17 protein-coding genes and 1 pseudogene are annotated in these 16020 nt (G+C 70.4%); 5 read left to right on the plus strand and 13 right to left on the minus strand.

Going from position 1 to position 16020, the window contains the following annotated elements; translation table 11 throughout:
• Nucleotides 1–196: pseudogene (locus ACFWY6_RS04205) on the minus strand (MFS transporter); the annotation flags it as partial.
• Nucleotides 197–444: 248 nt separating this feature from the next.
• Between ACFWY6_RS04205 and ACFWY6_RS04210 the strand changes: the two are divergent.
• Nucleotides 445–657, plus strand: coding sequence for a DUF4287 domain-containing protein (locus ACFWY6_RS04210; protein ID WP_384686180.1), 213 nt, complete (start codon nucleotides 445–447; stop codon nucleotides 655–657).
• 37 nt (nucleotides 658–694) lie between these two features.
• Here ACFWY6_RS04210 and ACFWY6_RS04215 read toward each other — a convergent pair whose 3' ends face one another.
• The 3 genes from ACFWY6_RS04215 to ACFWY6_RS04225 all read right to left on the minus strand — a co-directional run bounded on the left by ACFWY6_RS04215 (nucleotide 695) and on the right by ACFWY6_RS04225 (nucleotide 4090).
• Nucleotides 695–2344: an FAD-dependent oxidoreductase gene (locus ACFWY6_RS04215; RefSeq protein ID WP_384686182.1), complete on the minus strand. Its 1650-nt coding sequence runs from the start codon at nucleotides 2342–2344 to the stop codon at nucleotides 695–697.
• 102 nt (nucleotides 2345–2446) lie between these two features.
• On the minus strand, nucleotides 2447–3361 hold the full coding sequence (locus tag ACFWY6_RS04220) for a diiron oxygenase (RefSeq protein WP_384686184.1): 915 nt from the start codon (nucleotides 3359–3361) through the stop codon (nucleotides 2447–2449).
• Between the two features lie 177 nt (nucleotides 3362–3538).
• Nucleotides 3539–4090, minus strand: coding sequence for a TetR/AcrR family transcriptional regulator (locus ACFWY6_RS04225; RefSeq protein ID WP_384686186.1), 552 nt, complete (start codon nucleotides 4088–4090; stop codon nucleotides 3539–3541).
• A gap of 195 nt (nucleotides 4091–4285) precedes the next feature.
• Here ACFWY6_RS04225 and ACFWY6_RS04230 point away from each other — a divergent pair, with 195 nt between their 5' ends.
• Nucleotides 4286–4753, plus strand: a complete 468-nt coding sequence (locus ACFWY6_RS04230; RefSeq protein WP_384686188.1) for a DUF1348 family protein — start codon at nucleotides 4286–4288, stop codon at nucleotides 4751–4753.
• A gap of 250 nt (nucleotides 4754–5003) precedes the next feature.
• On the opposite strand, the gene ACFWY6_RS04235 is transcribed toward ACFWY6_RS04230, so the two are convergent.
• From ACFWY6_RS04235 to ACFWY6_RS04265, 7 genes are all read right to left on the minus strand, one after another.
• Entirely contained in the window at nucleotides 5004–6368 is a 1365-nt protein-coding gene (locus tag ACFWY6_RS04235) for an FAD-dependent oxidoreductase (RefSeq protein WP_384686190.1), read from the minus strand.
• A 155-nt stretch (nucleotides 6369–6523) separates the two neighbouring features.
• Nucleotides 6524–7576 (minus strand): phosphotransferase family protein, encoded by a 1053-nt coding sequence (locus tag ACFWY6_RS04240; RefSeq protein ID WP_384686192.1) that lies wholly within the window; start codon nucleotides 7574–7576, stop codon nucleotides 6524–6526.
• Complete coding sequence (locus ACFWY6_RS04245; protein ID WP_384686194.1) at nucleotides 7573–8325, minus strand: SDR family oxidoreductase; 753 nt, start codon at nucleotides 8323–8325, stop codon at nucleotides 7573–7575. Before ACFWY6_RS04245 ends, ACFWY6_RS04240 begins: the two co-directional genes overlap by 4 nt.
• Nucleotides 8322–9542 carry an acyl-CoA dehydrogenase family protein gene (locus tag ACFWY6_RS04250; protein WP_384686196.1) on the minus strand — a complete coding sequence of 407 codons (1221 nt, stop codon included), beginning with the start codon at nucleotides 9540–9542 and terminating at the stop codon, nucleotides 8322–8324. The genes ACFWY6_RS04245 and ACFWY6_RS04250 overlap by 4 nt, the downstream gene beginning before the upstream one ends.
• Nucleotides 9543–9572: 30 nt before the next feature.
• Nucleotides 9573–10211, minus strand: coding sequence for an HAD family hydrolase (locus ACFWY6_RS04255; protein ID WP_384686198.1), 639 nt, complete (start codon nucleotides 10209–10211; stop codon nucleotides 9573–9575).
• Nucleotides 10208–11023, minus strand: coding sequence for an SDR family oxidoreductase (locus ACFWY6_RS04260; protein WP_384686200.1), 816 nt, complete (start codon nucleotides 11021–11023; stop codon nucleotides 10208–10210). Before ACFWY6_RS04260 ends, ACFWY6_RS04255 begins: the two co-directional genes overlap by 4 nt.
• 132 nt (nucleotides 11024–11155) lie before the next feature.
• Nucleotides 11156–11998: an enoyl-CoA hydratase-related protein gene (locus ACFWY6_RS04265; protein ID WP_384686201.1), complete on the minus strand. Its 843-nt coding sequence runs from the start codon at nucleotides 11996–11998 to the stop codon at nucleotides 11156–11158.
• A gap of 115 nt (nucleotides 11999–12113) precedes the next feature.
• On the opposite strand from ACFWY6_RS04265, the gene ACFWY6_RS04270 reads away from it, so the two are divergent.
• Together ACFWY6_RS04270 and ACFWY6_RS04275 are read left to right on the plus strand one after the other, a co-directional pair.
• On the plus strand, nucleotides 12114–13055 hold the full coding sequence (locus ACFWY6_RS04270) for an alpha/beta fold hydrolase (protein ID WP_384686203.1): 942 nt from the start codon (nucleotides 12114–12116) through the stop codon (nucleotides 13053–13055).
• A 55-nt stretch (nucleotides 13056–13110) separates the two neighbouring features.
• Entirely contained in the window at nucleotides 13111–13767 is a 657-nt protein-coding gene (locus tag ACFWY6_RS04275) for a TetR/AcrR family transcriptional regulator (RefSeq protein WP_384686205.1), read from the plus strand.
• 15 nt (nucleotides 13768–13782) lie between these two features.
• Here the strand turns inward: ACFWY6_RS04275 and cynS are convergent, their stop codons facing one another.
• Entirely contained in the window at nucleotides 13783–14253 is a 471-nt protein-coding gene (gene cynS, locus ACFWY6_RS04280; protein ID WP_384686207.1) for a cyanase, read from the minus strand.
• 72 nt (nucleotides 14254–14325) lie between these two features.
• Nucleotides 14326–14928, minus strand: coding sequence for a carbonic anhydrase (locus tag ACFWY6_RS04285; protein ID WP_384686209.1), 603 nt, complete (start codon nucleotides 14926–14928; stop codon nucleotides 14326–14328).
• A gap of 134 nt (nucleotides 14929–15062) precedes the next feature.
• Here ACFWY6_RS04285 and cynR point away from each other — a divergent pair, with 134 nt between their 5' ends.
• The gene (gene cynR, locus ACFWY6_RS04290) at nucleotides 15063–15971 is read left to right on the plus strand and encodes a transcriptional regulator CynR (RefSeq protein WP_384686211.1); all 909 of its coding nucleotides are present in this window, start codon (nucleotides 15063–15065) and stop codon (nucleotides 15969–15971) included.
• Nucleotides 15972–16020: the final 49 nt, after the last annotated feature.

Here is a 16020-nt window from a genome sequence, read left to right on the forward strand (position 1 = left end):
CGCTGACCACCCAGGACAGTGTCTCGGTGGAGAAGCCGAGCGAGGTCTGGATGTGCGGAAGCGCGATGTTCACGATGGTGATGTCGAGGACCACCATCAGCTGGCACGAGCAGATGACGAGAAGCGCGATACCGCTGCCCCGTCCCCGCTCCGGGGATTCGGCAGGATTCGATGGTGAAGATCGATCGGCCGTCATGGGTTTGCTTACGCGCTGACGCCTCGGGCCGGCCTCACATCGCGGACCGGCAGTGAACGGCTGCGTTCACTGGCTCAAGGCTAGTCCTGGCACTCCGGCCCCGCCAATCGAACAACCCTGCGCCGCACGGCTCACTGCGATCCAAAGATGTCCCGGGCCGACCGATGACTTTTCCCGGCCCCGCCCGTCTTACCTGCGACATCACCACTTGCCTGCGACATCACCACGACAGACGGGACACCGCCATCATGAGCACTGCCGCCAACGGCCCGGCCAGCTACTTCCCTTCGATCGAGAAGAAGTACGGCCGCCCGGTCACCGAGTGGCTGGAGCTCATCCGCTCTTCGCCGCTGACCAGGCACATGGAACTCGTCGCCTGGCTCAAGGCCGAGCACGGCCTGGGCCACGGGCACGCCAACGCCCTCGTGGCTCACACCCTTGCCGAGGCCCGCGCCAAGTGAGGCGCGGGCGTGGCAGGTTGGGCCCTTGCGGTCCGGCTCAGCGCAGCACTCCCCGGCGGCTCCCGCGCGCCGTCGACACGAGCTCGTCCACGGTGGCGAGCTTCACCCGGGGCCTGCCGTCGCGTTCGCCCCGGGTGACCTCGGCGCGCTCGATCGCGGCAAGGCCGCGGGCGTCGACGACCTTGCGGTTGCGGCGCCGGGCAAGGCGGTGGAAGGCCTTCGGCGCGCGCTCGGGTGCGGGCAGGGCGCCGGCGACCGCGTCGGCGAGGAGGGTGGTGACCGTCTCGGCGGCGCAGGTGCGGTTGGCGCCGATGCCGCCGCTGGGGCCCCGCTTGATCCAGCCCACGACGTAGGTGCCGGGCCGTCCGGTGACGCGGCCGCCCTCGTGCGGGACGGTGCCGGTGGCCTCGTCGAAGGGCAGTCCGGCGACCGGAACCCCGCGGTAGCCGATCGCGCGCAGCACCAGTCCGGTACGGATCGACCGCTCGCCCGAGGCTTCCGCGACGCGCACGGCCCGGACACCGCCCTGGCCCTCCACCTCCAACGGGGTGCAGTGGAACCGCAGCACGATGCGCCGCCCGGCCGCGGGCGGCTCCGCCAAGGTCGGCCGGCAGCGGGTCACGCCGCGCAGGACGGCGGCCTTGTCCTTCGGGCCCGCCTCGTCGATGGCCGCGGCGATCCGCGGATCGTGATCGTCGACGATGAGCTCCACACCCGGCAGATGCTTGAGCGCGATCAGCTCGGACGCGGTGTACGCGGCGTCTTCGGGGCCGCGCCGTCCGAGCAGGACCACCTCACGGACCTTGCTCGCACGCAGCGCCGCCAGAGCATGGTCGGCGATGTCGGTTCGGGCGAGCTCGTCGGGGTCGGCGAGCAGGATCCGGGCGACGTCGAGGGCCACGTTGCCGTTGCCGACGACGACCACGCGCTCGGCGGAGAGGTCGATCGCGTCCGGCGCCGCGTCCGGGTGGGCGTTGTACCAGGCGACGAAGGACCGGGCGGAGATCGTGCCGGGCAGCTCCTCGCCCGGCACGGCCAGGGTGCGGTCGGCGGCGGCCCCCACGGCGTAGATGACGGCGTCGTGGTGCGCGGCCAGCTCCTGCGCGGTGATGTCGGTGCCCACGTCGAGCCCGAGGTGCATGCGCACCCGCGGATGGGTGTGGAAGCGCGCGAAGGTCTCGCCGACCTTCTTGGTCGCGGGGTGGTCCGGTGCCACGCCGTGGCGTATCAGCCCGCCGGCCACCGGAAGCCGGTCGATCAGCGTGACTTCGGCGCTGGTGTGCAGCAACAGGTCCCGCACGGCGTACATCCCGGCCGGTCCGGTGCCGACGACGGCGACCTTCAGCGGGGCGAAGTCCGACGGCAGGACCCGCGGGAAGGACGGCTCGTCCCAGGTGTGGAAGTTCGGCCCGTCGGGCTCGCCCTCGGGCGCTTTCCCTTCGTAGTACGCCGAGTTGATCCCGGCGTACTCCTGCTGCGCGGCCGGCAGTCCGTCCACGGGGAAGATCGCGTCGACCGGGCAGGCGTCGGCGCAGGCACCGCAGCCGATGCAGGTCGTCGGGTCGATGTGCAGCATCTCCGTACTGCCGAACTCCCGTTCCTGCGGCGTCGGGTGGATGCAGTTGACCGGGCAGACGGCGACGCAGGTGGCATCGGTGCAGCAGGTCTGGGTGATGGCATAGGTCATGGTGGCGGCTCGACTCGTTCGGCTCGGATCGACTGAGGTCGGGTCGGATACGGCGGTTCAGACGCGATCGCGTCAGATGAGGTCGGGTCAGATGAGGTCGCGTCAGATGAGGTTGGCGCGCTTGTAGAAGGCCAGCGCCGGCTTGGTGAGCAGCCGGGCGGACGCGAGGAACTCCATCAGGCCCGAACAGCTCGACCGCATCATGGACTTGTGGTGCTCGTTGGCCTTCGCCTCGGCGACGGCGCGCTTCTCGTCGAGCCCCGCGTTCGCGTACACCTTGCGGTTCACCATGCTGGTGACGATGTAGTACGACGCGACCGCGATGACGAACGCGTTGATCTGCCGGCGGACCCGTCCCGCACCCACGAGCCGCTTGCGCGTCTGGTCGCGGGCGAACTTCATGTGCCGCGACTCCTCGACCACATGGATGTTGTTGATCGTGCGGACGAACGGCACGACCCGCTCGTCCCGCATCCAGTCGCGCTGCATGACGTCGAGCACCTCTTCGGCCACCAGGATCGCCGCGTACGCCGCCTCGCCGAAGGCCAGGGTCTTGAACGCGCGGCCGAGTTCCATGACGGCACGGTGCGGCCGGTAGGCGGGGGCTCCCAGCTTCTGGGCGCCGCGGGCGAACATGATCGAGTGGCGGCACTCCTCGGCGATCTCCGTGAGCGCCCACTGGACCTCGGCGCTGGTGGGGTCCTTCGCGTACACGTCGCGCAGCACCATCTGCTGCAGGATCATCTCGAACCAGATGCCCGTGCTGGCCACCGAAGCGGCTTCCTGACGCGTGAGTTCCTTGCGCTGCGGCTCGGTCAACTCCTGCCAGTACGCGGTGCCGTAGAGGGAGCTCCACTCCGGGCTCGCGCCGTGGTAGTCGCGGTCGAGCGGTGTCTCCCAGTCGACCTCGGTGGCCGGGTCGTAGGCCAGCACGGCGGCCGAGTCGAGCAGCCGCCGGGCCACGTCGTCGTCCTGGGAATGGCCCTGCGCGGTCGGCCGAACAGTGCTGCTTGCCATGCTGCGGCTCCTTGACTCGGAGGTGTGCGCCAACGTCGAGGCAACGGACCGCCGTGCCGTCCCGCAACGCCGCCGGAGCCCTTGTTGACGGACCGTATAACAAGGGAACGGGGCTGGCCTACCCCCGAGTAAGAACTATCTCGGGCCTTCTGCTCACGGGGCAGGCGCGCGGAACGGCTACCGGGCAGCCAGCAGCAGAGCCGCACCCGCACGCGCCTCACGCGCCGGTTCCGGTGATCCCGAGATCGCCGCCGTGGTCATGGCCCCTTCCGCCAGCAGGACCAAGGGGCCGACGGCCCCCTCCGGCTGCCCATCGGCGGCCGCGAGTCCGGCCACGTAGTCGCGGAAGGCGTCCTTGTGCGCCCGGACGGCATCGGCCACCGCCGGGTCCACGGCGCCGAGTTCGCCGAAGGAGTTGATGAAGGCGCAGCCGCGGAAGTCCGGCTCGGAGAACCACTCGTACAGCCAGTCGTAGACCGCGAGGAGGCGGCTCTCCCCCGCGGTCCTGCCGTCCACGTACTCGGCGAGCCGCGCCCTCCAGCGGCGGTCGCGGCGGTCGAGGCAGGCGAGGACCAGCTCCGACTTCGACGGAAAGACCTGGTAGAGCCGCTTGAGGGAGACCCCGGACGCCGCACGGACCTGGTCCATGCCCACCGCCTGGACGCCGCGCTCGTAGTAGAGCGCCTCGGCGGCGTCGAGTACGCGGGCTTCTGCCTCGGCGCGATCCATGAGAGCCCCAAACCCAAGAGGGAGAACGAACGTTCTTCGACGGTACTACGGGGCGGCGGGCAGCCGCACCCTTGCGCGAGAACGTGCGTTCTCCTATCGTGGCACACCTGCGGAGAACGCACGTTCTCCCGACTGACCGGAACCAACCGGAACCCACTGGAACCCGCCGGAACCGACCGGAAACGAGGCACCCTGATGACCGCACGACCCCCCGTCCCCCCGTTCACCCGAGAGACCGCCGCCGAGAAGGTCAGGCTGGCCGAGGACGGCTGGAACAGCCGTGATCCCGAGAGGGTCGCCCTTGCCTACACCGAGGACTCGCGCTGGCGGAACCGCGCCGAGTTCGTCACCGGGCGCGCCGCCATCGTCGCCTTCCTGTCCCGCAAGTGGGACCGCGAGCTCGACTACCGGCTCATCAAGGAACTCTGGGCCCACGACGGCAACCGCATCGCGGTGCGTTTCGCGTACGAATGGCGCGACGACTCCGGGCACTGGTTCCGCTCGTACGGGAACGAGAACTGGGAGTTCGACGACGCCGGCCTGATGCGGGCGCGCCACGCGTGCATCAACGACCTGCCCATCGCGGAGTCCGACCGCAAGTACCACTGGCCGCTGGGCCGCCGCCCCGACGACCACCCCGGACTCAGCGAACTCGGTCTGTGAGGGCCGACGCCCCGAAGGATTCCACCTCCACCTGGTCGAGCGCGAGGCGCACCGCTCCGTGCGCCGCGGCCTCGTCTCCCAGGACCGAGGCCTTACGATCACGGCCCGCAACACCGACGGCCTGGCGGACGCGCGGGCGAAGTACACGATCGCCGTGCGCCGTTGACGTCAGCCCGGTGACACAGCTGCCCCGGGCCGAGATCGGCCAGGGGCGGTGCCGCCAGGGGCGGTGCTGCCAGGGGCGGTGCTGCTAGGCGCCGCTCGCCTTCAGCATGTCCTCGCGCTCGACGATCTTCACGCGCTCACGGCCCTGCGGCTCGCCCAGCGCCTTCTCCGCGGCGTCGAGGCGGTACCAGCCGTCCCACGTGGTGAAGCGGACCTCCCGCTCGCCGAGAAACGCGTCCACGGCCTCCGGGTCGGGCGAGGCGGGGGTGTGCAGACGGTCGTTCGCGTGGTCGTCCAGGAGGCTGGCGACCGTCTCGTTGGCGTCGCCCTTGGTGTGGCCGATGAGGCCCACGGGACCGCGGCGGATCCAGCCGGTGACGTACGTCGACTGGAGGTGCTCCCCGCTCTCCTCGATGACCCGGCCGCCCTGGTCGGGGACGGTGCCCGACTCGACGTCCCAGGGCAGCTTGGGCAGCTCGTCGGAGAGGTAGCCGACGGCGCGGTAGACGGCGCCGAGGTCCCAGTCCTTGAACTCGCCGGTGCCCTTGACGTTGCCCGTGCCGTCGAGGGCGGTGCGCTCGGTGCGCAGGCCGACGACCTTGCCGTCCGCGCCGAGGATCTCGGTGGGCGACTCGAAGAAGTGCAGGAACAGCTTGTGCGGGCGGTCGCCGATGTCGCGGATGGCCCAGTTCTCCAGCGTCTTGGCGACCATGTCGGCCTGCTTGTTGCCGCGCCGGGTGGCGATCGAGCCGTCGTCGTAGTCGATGTCCTCGGGGTCGACGATGACCTCGATGTTCGGGGAGTGGTCGAGCTCCCGCAGCTCCATCGGGCTGAACTTCGCCTGCGCGGGGCCGCGGCGCCCGAAGACGTGGACCTCCAGGGCCTTGTTCGCCTTGAGGCCCTCGTGGACGTTCGCCGGGATCTCGGTGGGCAGCAGCTCGTCCGCGGTCTTGGCGAGGATGCGCGCCACGTCGAGGGCCACGTTGCCGACACCCAGGACGGCGACCTTCTCGGCCTCCAGCGGCCAGGTGCGCGGCACGTCCGGGTGCCCGTCGTACCAGGAGACGAAGTCCGCGGCACCGTGGGAACCGTCGAGGTCGATGCCGGGTATGTCGAGGGCCCGGTCAGCCGTCGCGCCCGTGGAGAAGATCACCCCGTCGTAGAAGGTGCGCAGATCGTCGAGGCTGATGTCACGCGGGTAGTCGACGTTGCCGAAGAGGCGGATCTGCGGCTTGTCGAGCACCTGGTGCAGGGCCGTGATGATGCCCTTGATGCGCGGGTGGTCGGGGGCGACGCCGTAGCGGATGAGGCCGAAGGGGGCCGGCATCCGCTCGAAGATGTCGATGGACACACCGGGGTCGGCAGCCACTGCGGATTTCAGCAGCGCGTCGGCAGCATAGATCCCGGCCGGGCCGGCTCCGACAATGGCTACCCGCAGAGGGCGAGGCATGTTCAGGTTCCCTTCGAGCGATGGGTGACTCGACGGGCAGCCTAAACTAAGGCAAGCCTAAGTTAGTAATCGGGTTGGCTTTATGACCCCATAAGGCTGCCTTATGGGTCGATGGGTCCATGGGCCGATGGATCAAGGCACAGGCACCAGGGGTCTCAGATCCCGTAATACGTGGCGAGGCCCCAGGCCTGGTCGACCGTGTGGTCGATGTAGGCGGTGCTCGGCGGGCCGCCCTCCGCGGCGTTGCGGGGCTCGTCGCGGGCCCGCCGCAGGACACCCTCCCCGATGATCGCGATCTTCCAGACCGCGAGGACGTGCCAGAAGCCGAGCTCCGGGCCCACCTCGCGCCCGCTCGCCTCCGCGTACGTGGCGATGAGCGTGTCGCGCCGGGTGAATCCGGGCAGTGCGGTCACGCCCAGGGCGGGCCGCGCGGCCGGGACCTCGCCGGGCTCCGGCCAGTAGGCGAGCAGGGTTCCCAGGTCGGCCATCGGGTCGCCGAGGGTCGACAGCTCCCAGTCCAGGGCGGCCCGTACCGCGCCGGTGCTCGGCGAGCAGATCACGTTGCGTACGTGCAGATCGCCGTGGACCAGGGAGAGCGTGTGCCGCGCTGGAACGCGTCGGCGCAGCAGTTCGGTGAGCCGGTCGAGGGAGGGCAGATCGCGGGTGCGGCTCTGCTCCCACTGCCGGGACCACCGTTTCAACTGCCGCTCGGCGTAAGGGCGGTGGCTCGCGAGGTCGAGGAGACCGGTCCGCTCCAGGTCCACGGCGTGGATCGCGGCGAGGGTGCGGGCGAGCGAAGGGCCCACGCCGGCGCGGACCGGAAGGGGCAGCGCCCGCGCGATCTCCACGCTGTCCAGCACGGCCCCGTCGACGTACTCCATGACCAGTTGGTCGACGCCGGCCTCGCCGCGCAGACCGACCACCGCCGGCACGGGGACCCGGGTGCCGGCGAGCGCCGCCAGGATGCGGTGCTCGCGGGCGATGTCGTGGGCCGTGGGGAGCAGCGGGCCGTGCGGGGGACGGCGCAGCACCCAGCTTGAGCCGCCCTTGGCGTCGTCGATCCGGTAGGTGAGGTTGCTCTGGCCGAGGCCGACGCGCCGGGCGGTGAGCGGCCCGGTCACCTGCTCGCCGCGCCCGGCCAGCCATGCGGCGAGCGCTTCGAGGTCGATGTCCCGCGCCGCCCCGGACCGGGCGTCGGCCGCCCTCATACGGCTCCTGGGCCCAGGAGCTGTCCCCCGTCGACGACGAGGGTCTCGCCGGTGATCCAACGCGCGCCGTCCCCGGCGAGGAAGGCGATCGCGGAGCCGATGTCCTCCGGTTCACCGATCCGGCCGAGCGGGGTCGCCGCGGCGACCGTCGCCTCGCGCTCCTGCCACAGCGCCTCGGCGAGCCGGGTCCGTACGACGCCGGGTGCGATGGCGTTGACCCGGACCTTCGGGGCGAGTTCCAGGGCGAGTTGCTTGGTGAGGTGGATGAGCGCGGCCTTCGACACGTGGTAGATCCCGACGTCGGCGGCGACCGAATAGCCGCCGATCGAGGCGGTGTTGACGACGCAGCCGCCGTGCTCCCCCATCCACGCCTTCACCGCGAGCGACGTCCACAGGACCGGCGCCCACAGGTTGACGTCCATCGTCTTGCTGAAGCGGCCGTGGTCCTGGTCGATGACCGGGCCGTACGCCGGGTTCGTGCCCGCGTTGTTGACGAGGATGTCGAGCCGCCCGTACGTCCCGATGACGAAGTCGACGCAGGCGCGCGCGGCCTCCTCGTCGGTGGCGTGCGCGCCGAAACCGACCACGCCGTCGCCGAGTTGGGCGGCCGCCTCCTTGGCGCGCTCCTCGCTGCGCGAGGTCACGACGACCTGCGCGCCCTGGTCGCGCAGGGCCGCGGCGGCCGCGAGGCCGATGCCCCGCGACGCTCCGGTGACGACGGCGACCTTGCCGTCGAGCGGGCCGCTCACCGCGCGGCCCGCTCGTTCTCGCGGCGGCGCAGTTCCCGCACCGCGATGGTGCGCTTGTGCACCTCGTCGGGGCCGTCGGCCAGGCGCAGGGTGCGCAGATGGGCGTACATGCTGGCGAGCGGGAAGTCGTCCGAGACTCCCCCGCCGCCGTGCACCTGGATGGCGCGGTCGACGACCTTCAGGGCGACCTCGGGAGCGGCGACCTTGATCGCGGCGATCTCCGTGCGGGCCTGCTTGTTGCCGACGGTGTCCATCAGGTAGGCGGCCTTGAGGGTGAGCAGGCGGGCCATGTCGATCTCGATGCGGGCCTCGGCGATCCAGTCCTGGATGTTGGCCCGGTCGGCGAGCGGCGCACCGAACGTCGTACGCGACTGCGCGCGGTCGATCATCAGGTCGAGGGCGCGCTCGGCCATGCCGATCGAGCGCATGCAGTGGTGGATGCGGCCTGGGCCGAGCCGCGCCTGACTGATCATGAAGCCGTCGCCCTCGCCCGCGAGCAGCGCCGTGACCGGCACGCGTACGTTCTCGAAGAGCACCTCGGCGTGACCCTCGCGGTCCTGGTAGCCGAAGACCGGGAGGCCGCGCAGGACGGTGACGCCCGGGGTGTCGAGCGGCACGACCATCATGCTCTGCTGGCGGTGACTCGGCCCTTCCGGGTCGGTCTTGCCCATCACGATCAGGACCTTGCAGTTCTGGTGCAGGGCGTTGGAGGTCCACCACTTGCGGCCGTTGAGGACGTACTCGTCGCCGTCGCGCTCCATCCGCATCTCGATGTTGCGGGCGTCGGAGCTGGCGACCCCCGGCTCGGTCATCGCGAACGCGGAGGCGATCTCACCGGCGAGCAGCGGCTTGAGCCACTTCTCCTTGTGCTCCTCGGTGCCGAAGAGGGTGAGGACCTCCATGTTGCCGGTGTCCGGGGCGTTGCAGTTGGTGGCCTCGGGCGCCAGGTGGGCGCTGCGGCCCATGATCTCGGCGAGCGGCGCGTACTCCAGGTTGTTCAGGCCCGGACCCCATTCGGGGTGCGGGTGGAAGAGGTTCCACAGCCCTTGCTTCTTCGCCTCGGTCTTCAGCTCGTCGATGACCGGGGGCTGGAAGTGCGGATCGCCGGACTCGGCCATCTGCGCCTCGTAGACGGCCTCGGCGGGGTAGATGTGCTCGTCCATGAAGGCGAGCAGCTTGTCCTGGTATTCCTTGGCACGGTCGGAAAGGTCGAACACGAATCCTCCAACGGTCAGATGCTCACGGTGTCATGGGGTGGCCGACGGCACGAGGAGCCGCGCGAGTGCGGCGGCCGTCGTGGCGGCGTCGCGGTGCACGACGCCGGCGATGCCGATGCGGTGCGCCGCGGTGATGTTCTGTTCCAGGTCGTCGACCATCACGGTGTCCTCCGGGCGTGCGCCGAGGCGCTCGCAGGCGATGGCGTAGGCGCGCCGCGACGGCTTGCGCACACCGATCTCGCCGGACACGGTCACCGCGTCGAACATGGCGGGCAGGTCGAAGCCCGCGTAGCAGTTGTCGCCCAGGGAGTTGGAGAGCAGGCCGACGCGGTGTCCGTCGGCCCGCACCTTCGCCACGAGGGCGATCATGTCCGGGTCCGGGCGCAGCTGCGCCTGCATCCGGCCCACCAGGCCCTCGCCCACGGCCGGCACGCCATGGGCCCGCAGCCGCGCGGCGAAGCCGTCCTCGAACTCCCGCTCCCCGATGCGCCCTTCCTCGTGCGCCACAAGGAGCGCACTGCTCTCCTCGTCCTTCGACAGGAGCCGCAGCAACAGCCGCCGCTCACCGCCGAGTTCCGCACTCAGTTCCTCGAAGGCGGCGACCACGCTGGTGGTGAGCACGCCGCCGAAGTCGAACAGGACGGCGCTGCGGGTCCGTTCCTCGCTCATCGCACTGCCTCCTGGTAGCGCCGCATTCCGCGCAGCCACCGGTCGTAGTCGCTGCCCTTGTGCCGGAGGAAGTCGAGGACCTGCGGATGCGGAAGCACGAGGAACCGCTCGTCCCCGACCGCCTCCATCACGCGATCGGCGACGTCGAGGGGCGAAAGCACGTCTCCCGCGTCCAACACGGCCTGGGCGGCGGCCCGTTCGACCGGGTTGTCCGACCGGGCGCCCGCCATGAGCAGCTCGGTCTCGACACCCTGCGGGCACAGGCAGCTGACCCGTACCCCTTCGTTTCCGTACGTCACCGAGAGCCACTCGGCGAACGCGACCGCCCCGTGCTTGCTGACGGCGTACGTCGCCGAGCCGATCTGCGTGAGCAGGCCCGCGGCCGACGCGGTGCTGAAGAAGTAGCCGCTGCCGCGCTCCAGCCAGCCGGGCACGAGGAGTTTCGCGGCGCGTACGTGCGCCAGCACGTTGACGTCGAGCGCCCGGCTCCATTCCGCCTCGCTCGCGTCGAGGCCCGGGCCGCCGCCGACTCCGGCGTTGGCGAAGTACAGGTCGACAGGGCCGAAGCGCTCGCCGGCCGCGGCGATCAGGCGCTCCAGGTCCGCCGTCGATGCGGCGTCCGCCGCGTCGCCGGACACCCGCTCCTCGCCGTGCGCGCCGGCCAGCCGCTTCACCGTCGCCGCGAGCCGGTCGGCGTCGAGGTCGGTCAGCAGGACGCCCCGAGCACCGTGCTCGAGGAGGCGTTGCGCGATGGCGGCGCCGATGCCGCCCGCCGCGCCCGTGACGATCGCGACTCTCCCGTTGATCTGCACGAACTCTCCCACTCGGTAGCCCGAAGTAGTCCGGATCTTCCCTGGCGTCCCCTCACCGTAGTTGAATCCGATGTCAACTTCAATGCAGATGGCGCGCCGGCAGCTCGGCCTGCCCCCGGGTGGCCTTCCGCGTCACTTGGGGTCGAGGGGGCGGAACGCGGGTGCGCGGCGCTCCAGATAGCTGGTGACGCCCTCGGTGGCGTCGGGATGCCGGAAGGCCTCCACCATGAGGGCGTCCGCCGCGCCGGCCGCCGTGGCGAAGTCGGTGTCGAGCGCCTGGAGGACCTGCCGCTTCATGACGCTCATGGATGTGGGCGAGCACCAGGTGGCCAGTTCCGTGGCGTAGTCGACCGCCGCGTCGAGGAGCAGCTCCGGCTCGACGACCCTGTTGACCAGACCCATCTCGTACGCCTCGGTCCCGCGCACCACGCGCCCGGAAAGGAGCAGGTCCATCGCCCGTCCTGGCCCGACGAGCCGGGGCAGCAGCCAGGCGATGCCGTACTCGGCGATCAGGCCGCGCCGCGCGAACGCTGTGGTGAGCTTGGCGTCCGGGGTGCTCAGGCGGATGTCGCAGTACAGGGCCTGGGCGAGGCCGAGGCCGGCCGCGGCCCCGTTGATCGCCGCTATCAGCGGTTTGCGCAGGGTCAGCGGGAACCAGCGCGGGCGCTCCCGCTTCGGCAGGTCCAGCGCGGCAAGGTCCGTCGCCGCGCCGACCTCGCCGACCTGCCGCAGGTCGTCCATGTCCGCTCCGGCGCAGAAGCCGCGCCCCGCTCCGGTCAGGACGATCGCGCGCACCTCGGGGTCGGCGTCCGCCTCGGCAAGCAGCTCGAAGCAGCGGGTTTCCAGCTCGTCGTTCCAGGCGTTCAGCCGCTCCGGGCGGTTCAGGGTCAGCACGAGCACGGGTCCACGCCGCTGGGCGATGACCGTTTCCCGTCGCGGCGTCCGACCGCCTCCACTCGCTGTCGTGGCACTCACTGTCGCGGCCTCCTTCGGACGCTTCGCGCTCCACCTCGTGGCCCGCCCTGTATATTTGAACCCAACGTCAAGTTCAATACTTTGAACACGCCCCTCACCAGCGGGAGTTCTGCACATGACGACACACATGCCGATCAGCGAGTGGGAGAGCGTCACGGCGAGGGACGTCGCGACCAACGGCATCACGCTCCGGGTCTTCGAGCACGGGGAGAGCCGCCCCGGCAGGCCTCCGGTGGTGCTCTGCCACGGCTTCCCGGAGCTGGCGTTCTCCTGGCGGCACCAGGTCAGCGCGCTCGCGGCGGCGGGACACCGTGTCCTGGTCCCCGACATGCGGGGGTACGGCGGCAGTTCACGCCCCGAGGACGCCGACGCGTACGACGCGCTGACCCTCTGCGCCGACCTCGCCGGGCTCCTGGACGACATCGGGGCGGACGACGCGGTCTTCGTGGGGCACGACTGGGGTTCCATCGTCGTCTGGCAGATGGCCTCGGCGTACCCGGAGCGTGTTCGCGCGGTGGTGGGGATGAGCGTGCCGGTGACGCCGCGTGCCCCTGCCCCGCCGCTGCCGATCCTGCGCTCGCGCTTCGGCGACGACTTCTACATCGTCTGGTTCCAGGAGCCGGGCGTCGCCGACCGGGCCCTGCGCGAGAACGTCCGCAGGACGCTCGTCACCAGGGAGATCTACTCCGCCGCGTGGGCCGCGAAGCCCGACGAGCAGCTGCCGCCTCCCCCGTGGCTGAGCGATGAGGAGCTCGCGTACTACGTGAAGGCGTTCGAGGAGACGGGGTTCACCGGCGGCCTGAACTACTACCGCAACCTGGACCGTACTTGGGAGCTCACGGAGCACCTGGACGGCCGGCTCATCGCACAGCCGTCGCTGTTCATCACCGGATCGAAGGACCCCGTGGGGAAGTTCATGCCCGCGCACGGCCTCGACCGCGTCCTCACCGATCTGCGCGGCCATGTCGTCCTGGACGGGGCGGGCCACTGGATCCAGCAGGAGCGCGCAGCCGAGGTCAACGCCGCGCTGCTCGACTTCCTGTCCGGCCTCGGCTGATAGCATCCGCAGCCACCGGTTACGTATGTGTTCGAACGACAGTGAATGGATCGCAGTGGCTGCCCAGGCCCCGGCCGCAGACGGCGGCCAGAAGCAACCGATCACACCACGCAGCGCACGCGGTGTCAGGACGCGCAACGCCCTGATCACGGCCGCCCGTGAGGTCTTCGAGCGTGACGGGTATCTGGACGCCCGGATCACGGACATCTCCAAGGCGGCCCATGTCGCATCCGGGTCCTTCTACACGTACTTCAACAGCAAGGAAGAGATCTTCCAGGCGCTCGTCGAGCAGGTGCAGGAGGAGATGCTCCACCCGCACCTGCGCGAGCGCACCGGCATCACCGACACCCGCGAACTCATCGACGCCTCGAACCGCGAGTATCTGCGCGCGTACAAGAAGAACGCGCGCCTGATGGCGCTGTTCGAGCAAGTCGCCCAGATCGACGAGCAGTTCATGGCGCTGCGCATCGAGCGCGGCAACGCCTTCGCCCGCCGCAACGCCAAGCTGATCAGCACCCTGCAGGAGAACGGCGAGGCCGACACCAGCCTGGATCCGCTGGTGACGGCACACGCGCTTTCGGTCATGGTGAGCCGTATGGCGTACATGGTGTTCGTGCTGGGCCAGCGCATCCCGTTCGAGCGGCTCGTCACGACGCTCAACAAGATCTGGGAGAACGGGCTCCAGCTGAAGGACGCCGAACCGGAGACGTAGAGCGCCCGTATCGGGTCAGAAGGGCTTGGTCGGCAGGTACTTGCCGTCCAGGGTGATGACGGCGCGCTCACCGCCCTCGGGGTCGGCGACCTTCTTCACGTCCAGCTTGAAGTTGATCGCGCTGATGATGCCGTCGCCGAACTCCTCGTGGACCAGGGCCTTCAGCGTCGTGCCGTAGACCTGGAGCATCTCGTAGAAGCGGTAGATCGTCGGGTCGGTGGGGATGCCGCCGTCGATGGAGCCGCGGGTCGGGATGGTCTGCAGGAGCAGCGCGGCGTCGTCGTCCAGGCCGAGGAGTTCGGCGACGGCCTGTGCCGACTGTTCGGGCAGGGCGTGCTGGCCGAGCACGGCAGCGGTGACGAAGGCGACCGAGAGGCCTGCGGCGTCGGCGATCTGCTGCCAGGACAGGTCCTTGCGGAGCTTGGCCTCGACGGCGGTCGTGGCGAGGGTCTGACGTGCGGTGGGGTCGAACTGGGCGTGCAGCATGGGGAGGGTTTCCTTTCGGGAGGGTTCTGTTTCTGGTCTTCTGGCTCAGGCCACGAGTTCTGGTCTGCTGGCTCAGGCCACGAGCGTGGCCGTGCGGCCGGTGGCGTCGAGTTCCTCGACGGTGCCGGTGGGGATGTCGTAGACCCAGCCGTGCAGGGTGAGGGTGCGCGCGGCCAGGGCGCGGGCCACCGAGGGGTGGGTCGCCAGATTCGCCAGTTGGGCGCGTACGTTCTCGCGCACCAGGGCGTCCACCTCGCGCTCGCCGGTCCCCGCGGTGACGCGGGCCCGTGAGGCGTCCGCGTGCCGCAGCCAGTCGGCGACCGCGGGAGCGCCGGTCAGGTCGTGGTTCTCGGCGAGCGCGGTCATCGCGCCGCAGGCGGAATGACCGCACACCACGATGCCGGTGACCCCGAGGACGGCGACTGCGTACTCGATACTGGCCCCCACGCCGTCCGAGCCGGGAGTGTGGGCGGGGACGAGATTGCCGGCGGTGCGGATCACGAACAGCTCGCCCGGCTCGCTCTGGGTGATCAGCTCCGGCACCACCCGGGCGTCGGAGCAGCTGATGAACAGCGTCGTCGGCCGGTGGGTCGCGGCCAGCTCGGCGAAGAGCTCCGCCTTTGCCGGATAGACGTCGCGCCGAAATCGCGTGACGCCCTCGGTGGGGTCTGGCATGGTCACTCCCTTCCTGGCCGCCCGCTCGATGGGGCGACGAGATCCACCATGCACGACCTGCACCTATAGCGTCCAAGACGCAATATCCATGACTCCTATCGATGCCATCTATAGCTCCGTCTATGCTGGAGGGCATGGCTCCGGAGCTCCGTCATCTGCGCTATCTGCTCGCCGTCGCCGAGCACGCCAACTTCACCCGCGCCGCCGAGCAGCTGCGGGTGTCCCAGCCGACGCTGTCCCAGCAGATCAAGCAGCTCGAGCGCGCCGTGGGCACACAGCTCCTCGACCGCACCGGGCGGACGGTCCGGCTCACCGACGCCGGCGAGACCTACGCCCATTACGCCCGCAGGGCCCTGCGGGACCTCGCCGCGGCCGAGCGTGCCGTCCTGGACGTCGCCGATCTCTCCCGCGGGCATCTGCGCCTGGCGATCACCCCGACGTTCACCACCTACCTCGTCGGTCCGCTCGCCGCGGAGTTCCACGACCGCCACCCCGGCATCACACTGGACGTCAAGGAGATGACGCAGGAACGCATCGAGGCCGGGCTCCTCGCCGACGAGCTGGACCTCGGCATCGCCTTCCACGGCCCGCACGCACCCGGCATCACGGCCACCGCCCTGTTCACCGAGACCCTCGGCCTGGTCGTCGCCGCGGCCCGGCACTCCGGCAGCGAAGGTGAAGCGCCCCTGCCCATCGGCCAGTTGACGGAGCGTCAACTCGCGCTCCTCAGCGGGGACTTCGCCACCCGCACCCATATCGACGGCTACTTCACCGCGCACGGGGTGCGGCCGCGCATCGCGGTCGAGGCCAACTCCGTCCAGGCGCTCACCGAGATCGTCCGGCGCACCGACCTGGCGACGGTACTGCCCGACGCCGTCACGCACGACCACCCCCATCTGACCCAGGTCCCGCTGGACCCTCCCCTGCCGGCCCGGACCGTCACGCTCCTGCACCGCGACAGCGCCTACCGCAGCGCCGCGGCCCGCGCCTTCACCCGCGTCACCGAACAGCTCGTCGCCGCCCGCGCCTACGCCCCCGCCTGAGGCGGCCGCCCCTCAGGGAGTTTCGAACAGTACGATGTGCGTTCCCTGC

This window comes from Streptomyces sp. NPDC059037, from assembly GCF_042740015.1.
Classification (GTDB): domain Bacteria; phylum Actinomycetota; class Actinomycetes; order Streptomycetales; family Streptomycetaceae; genus Streptomyces.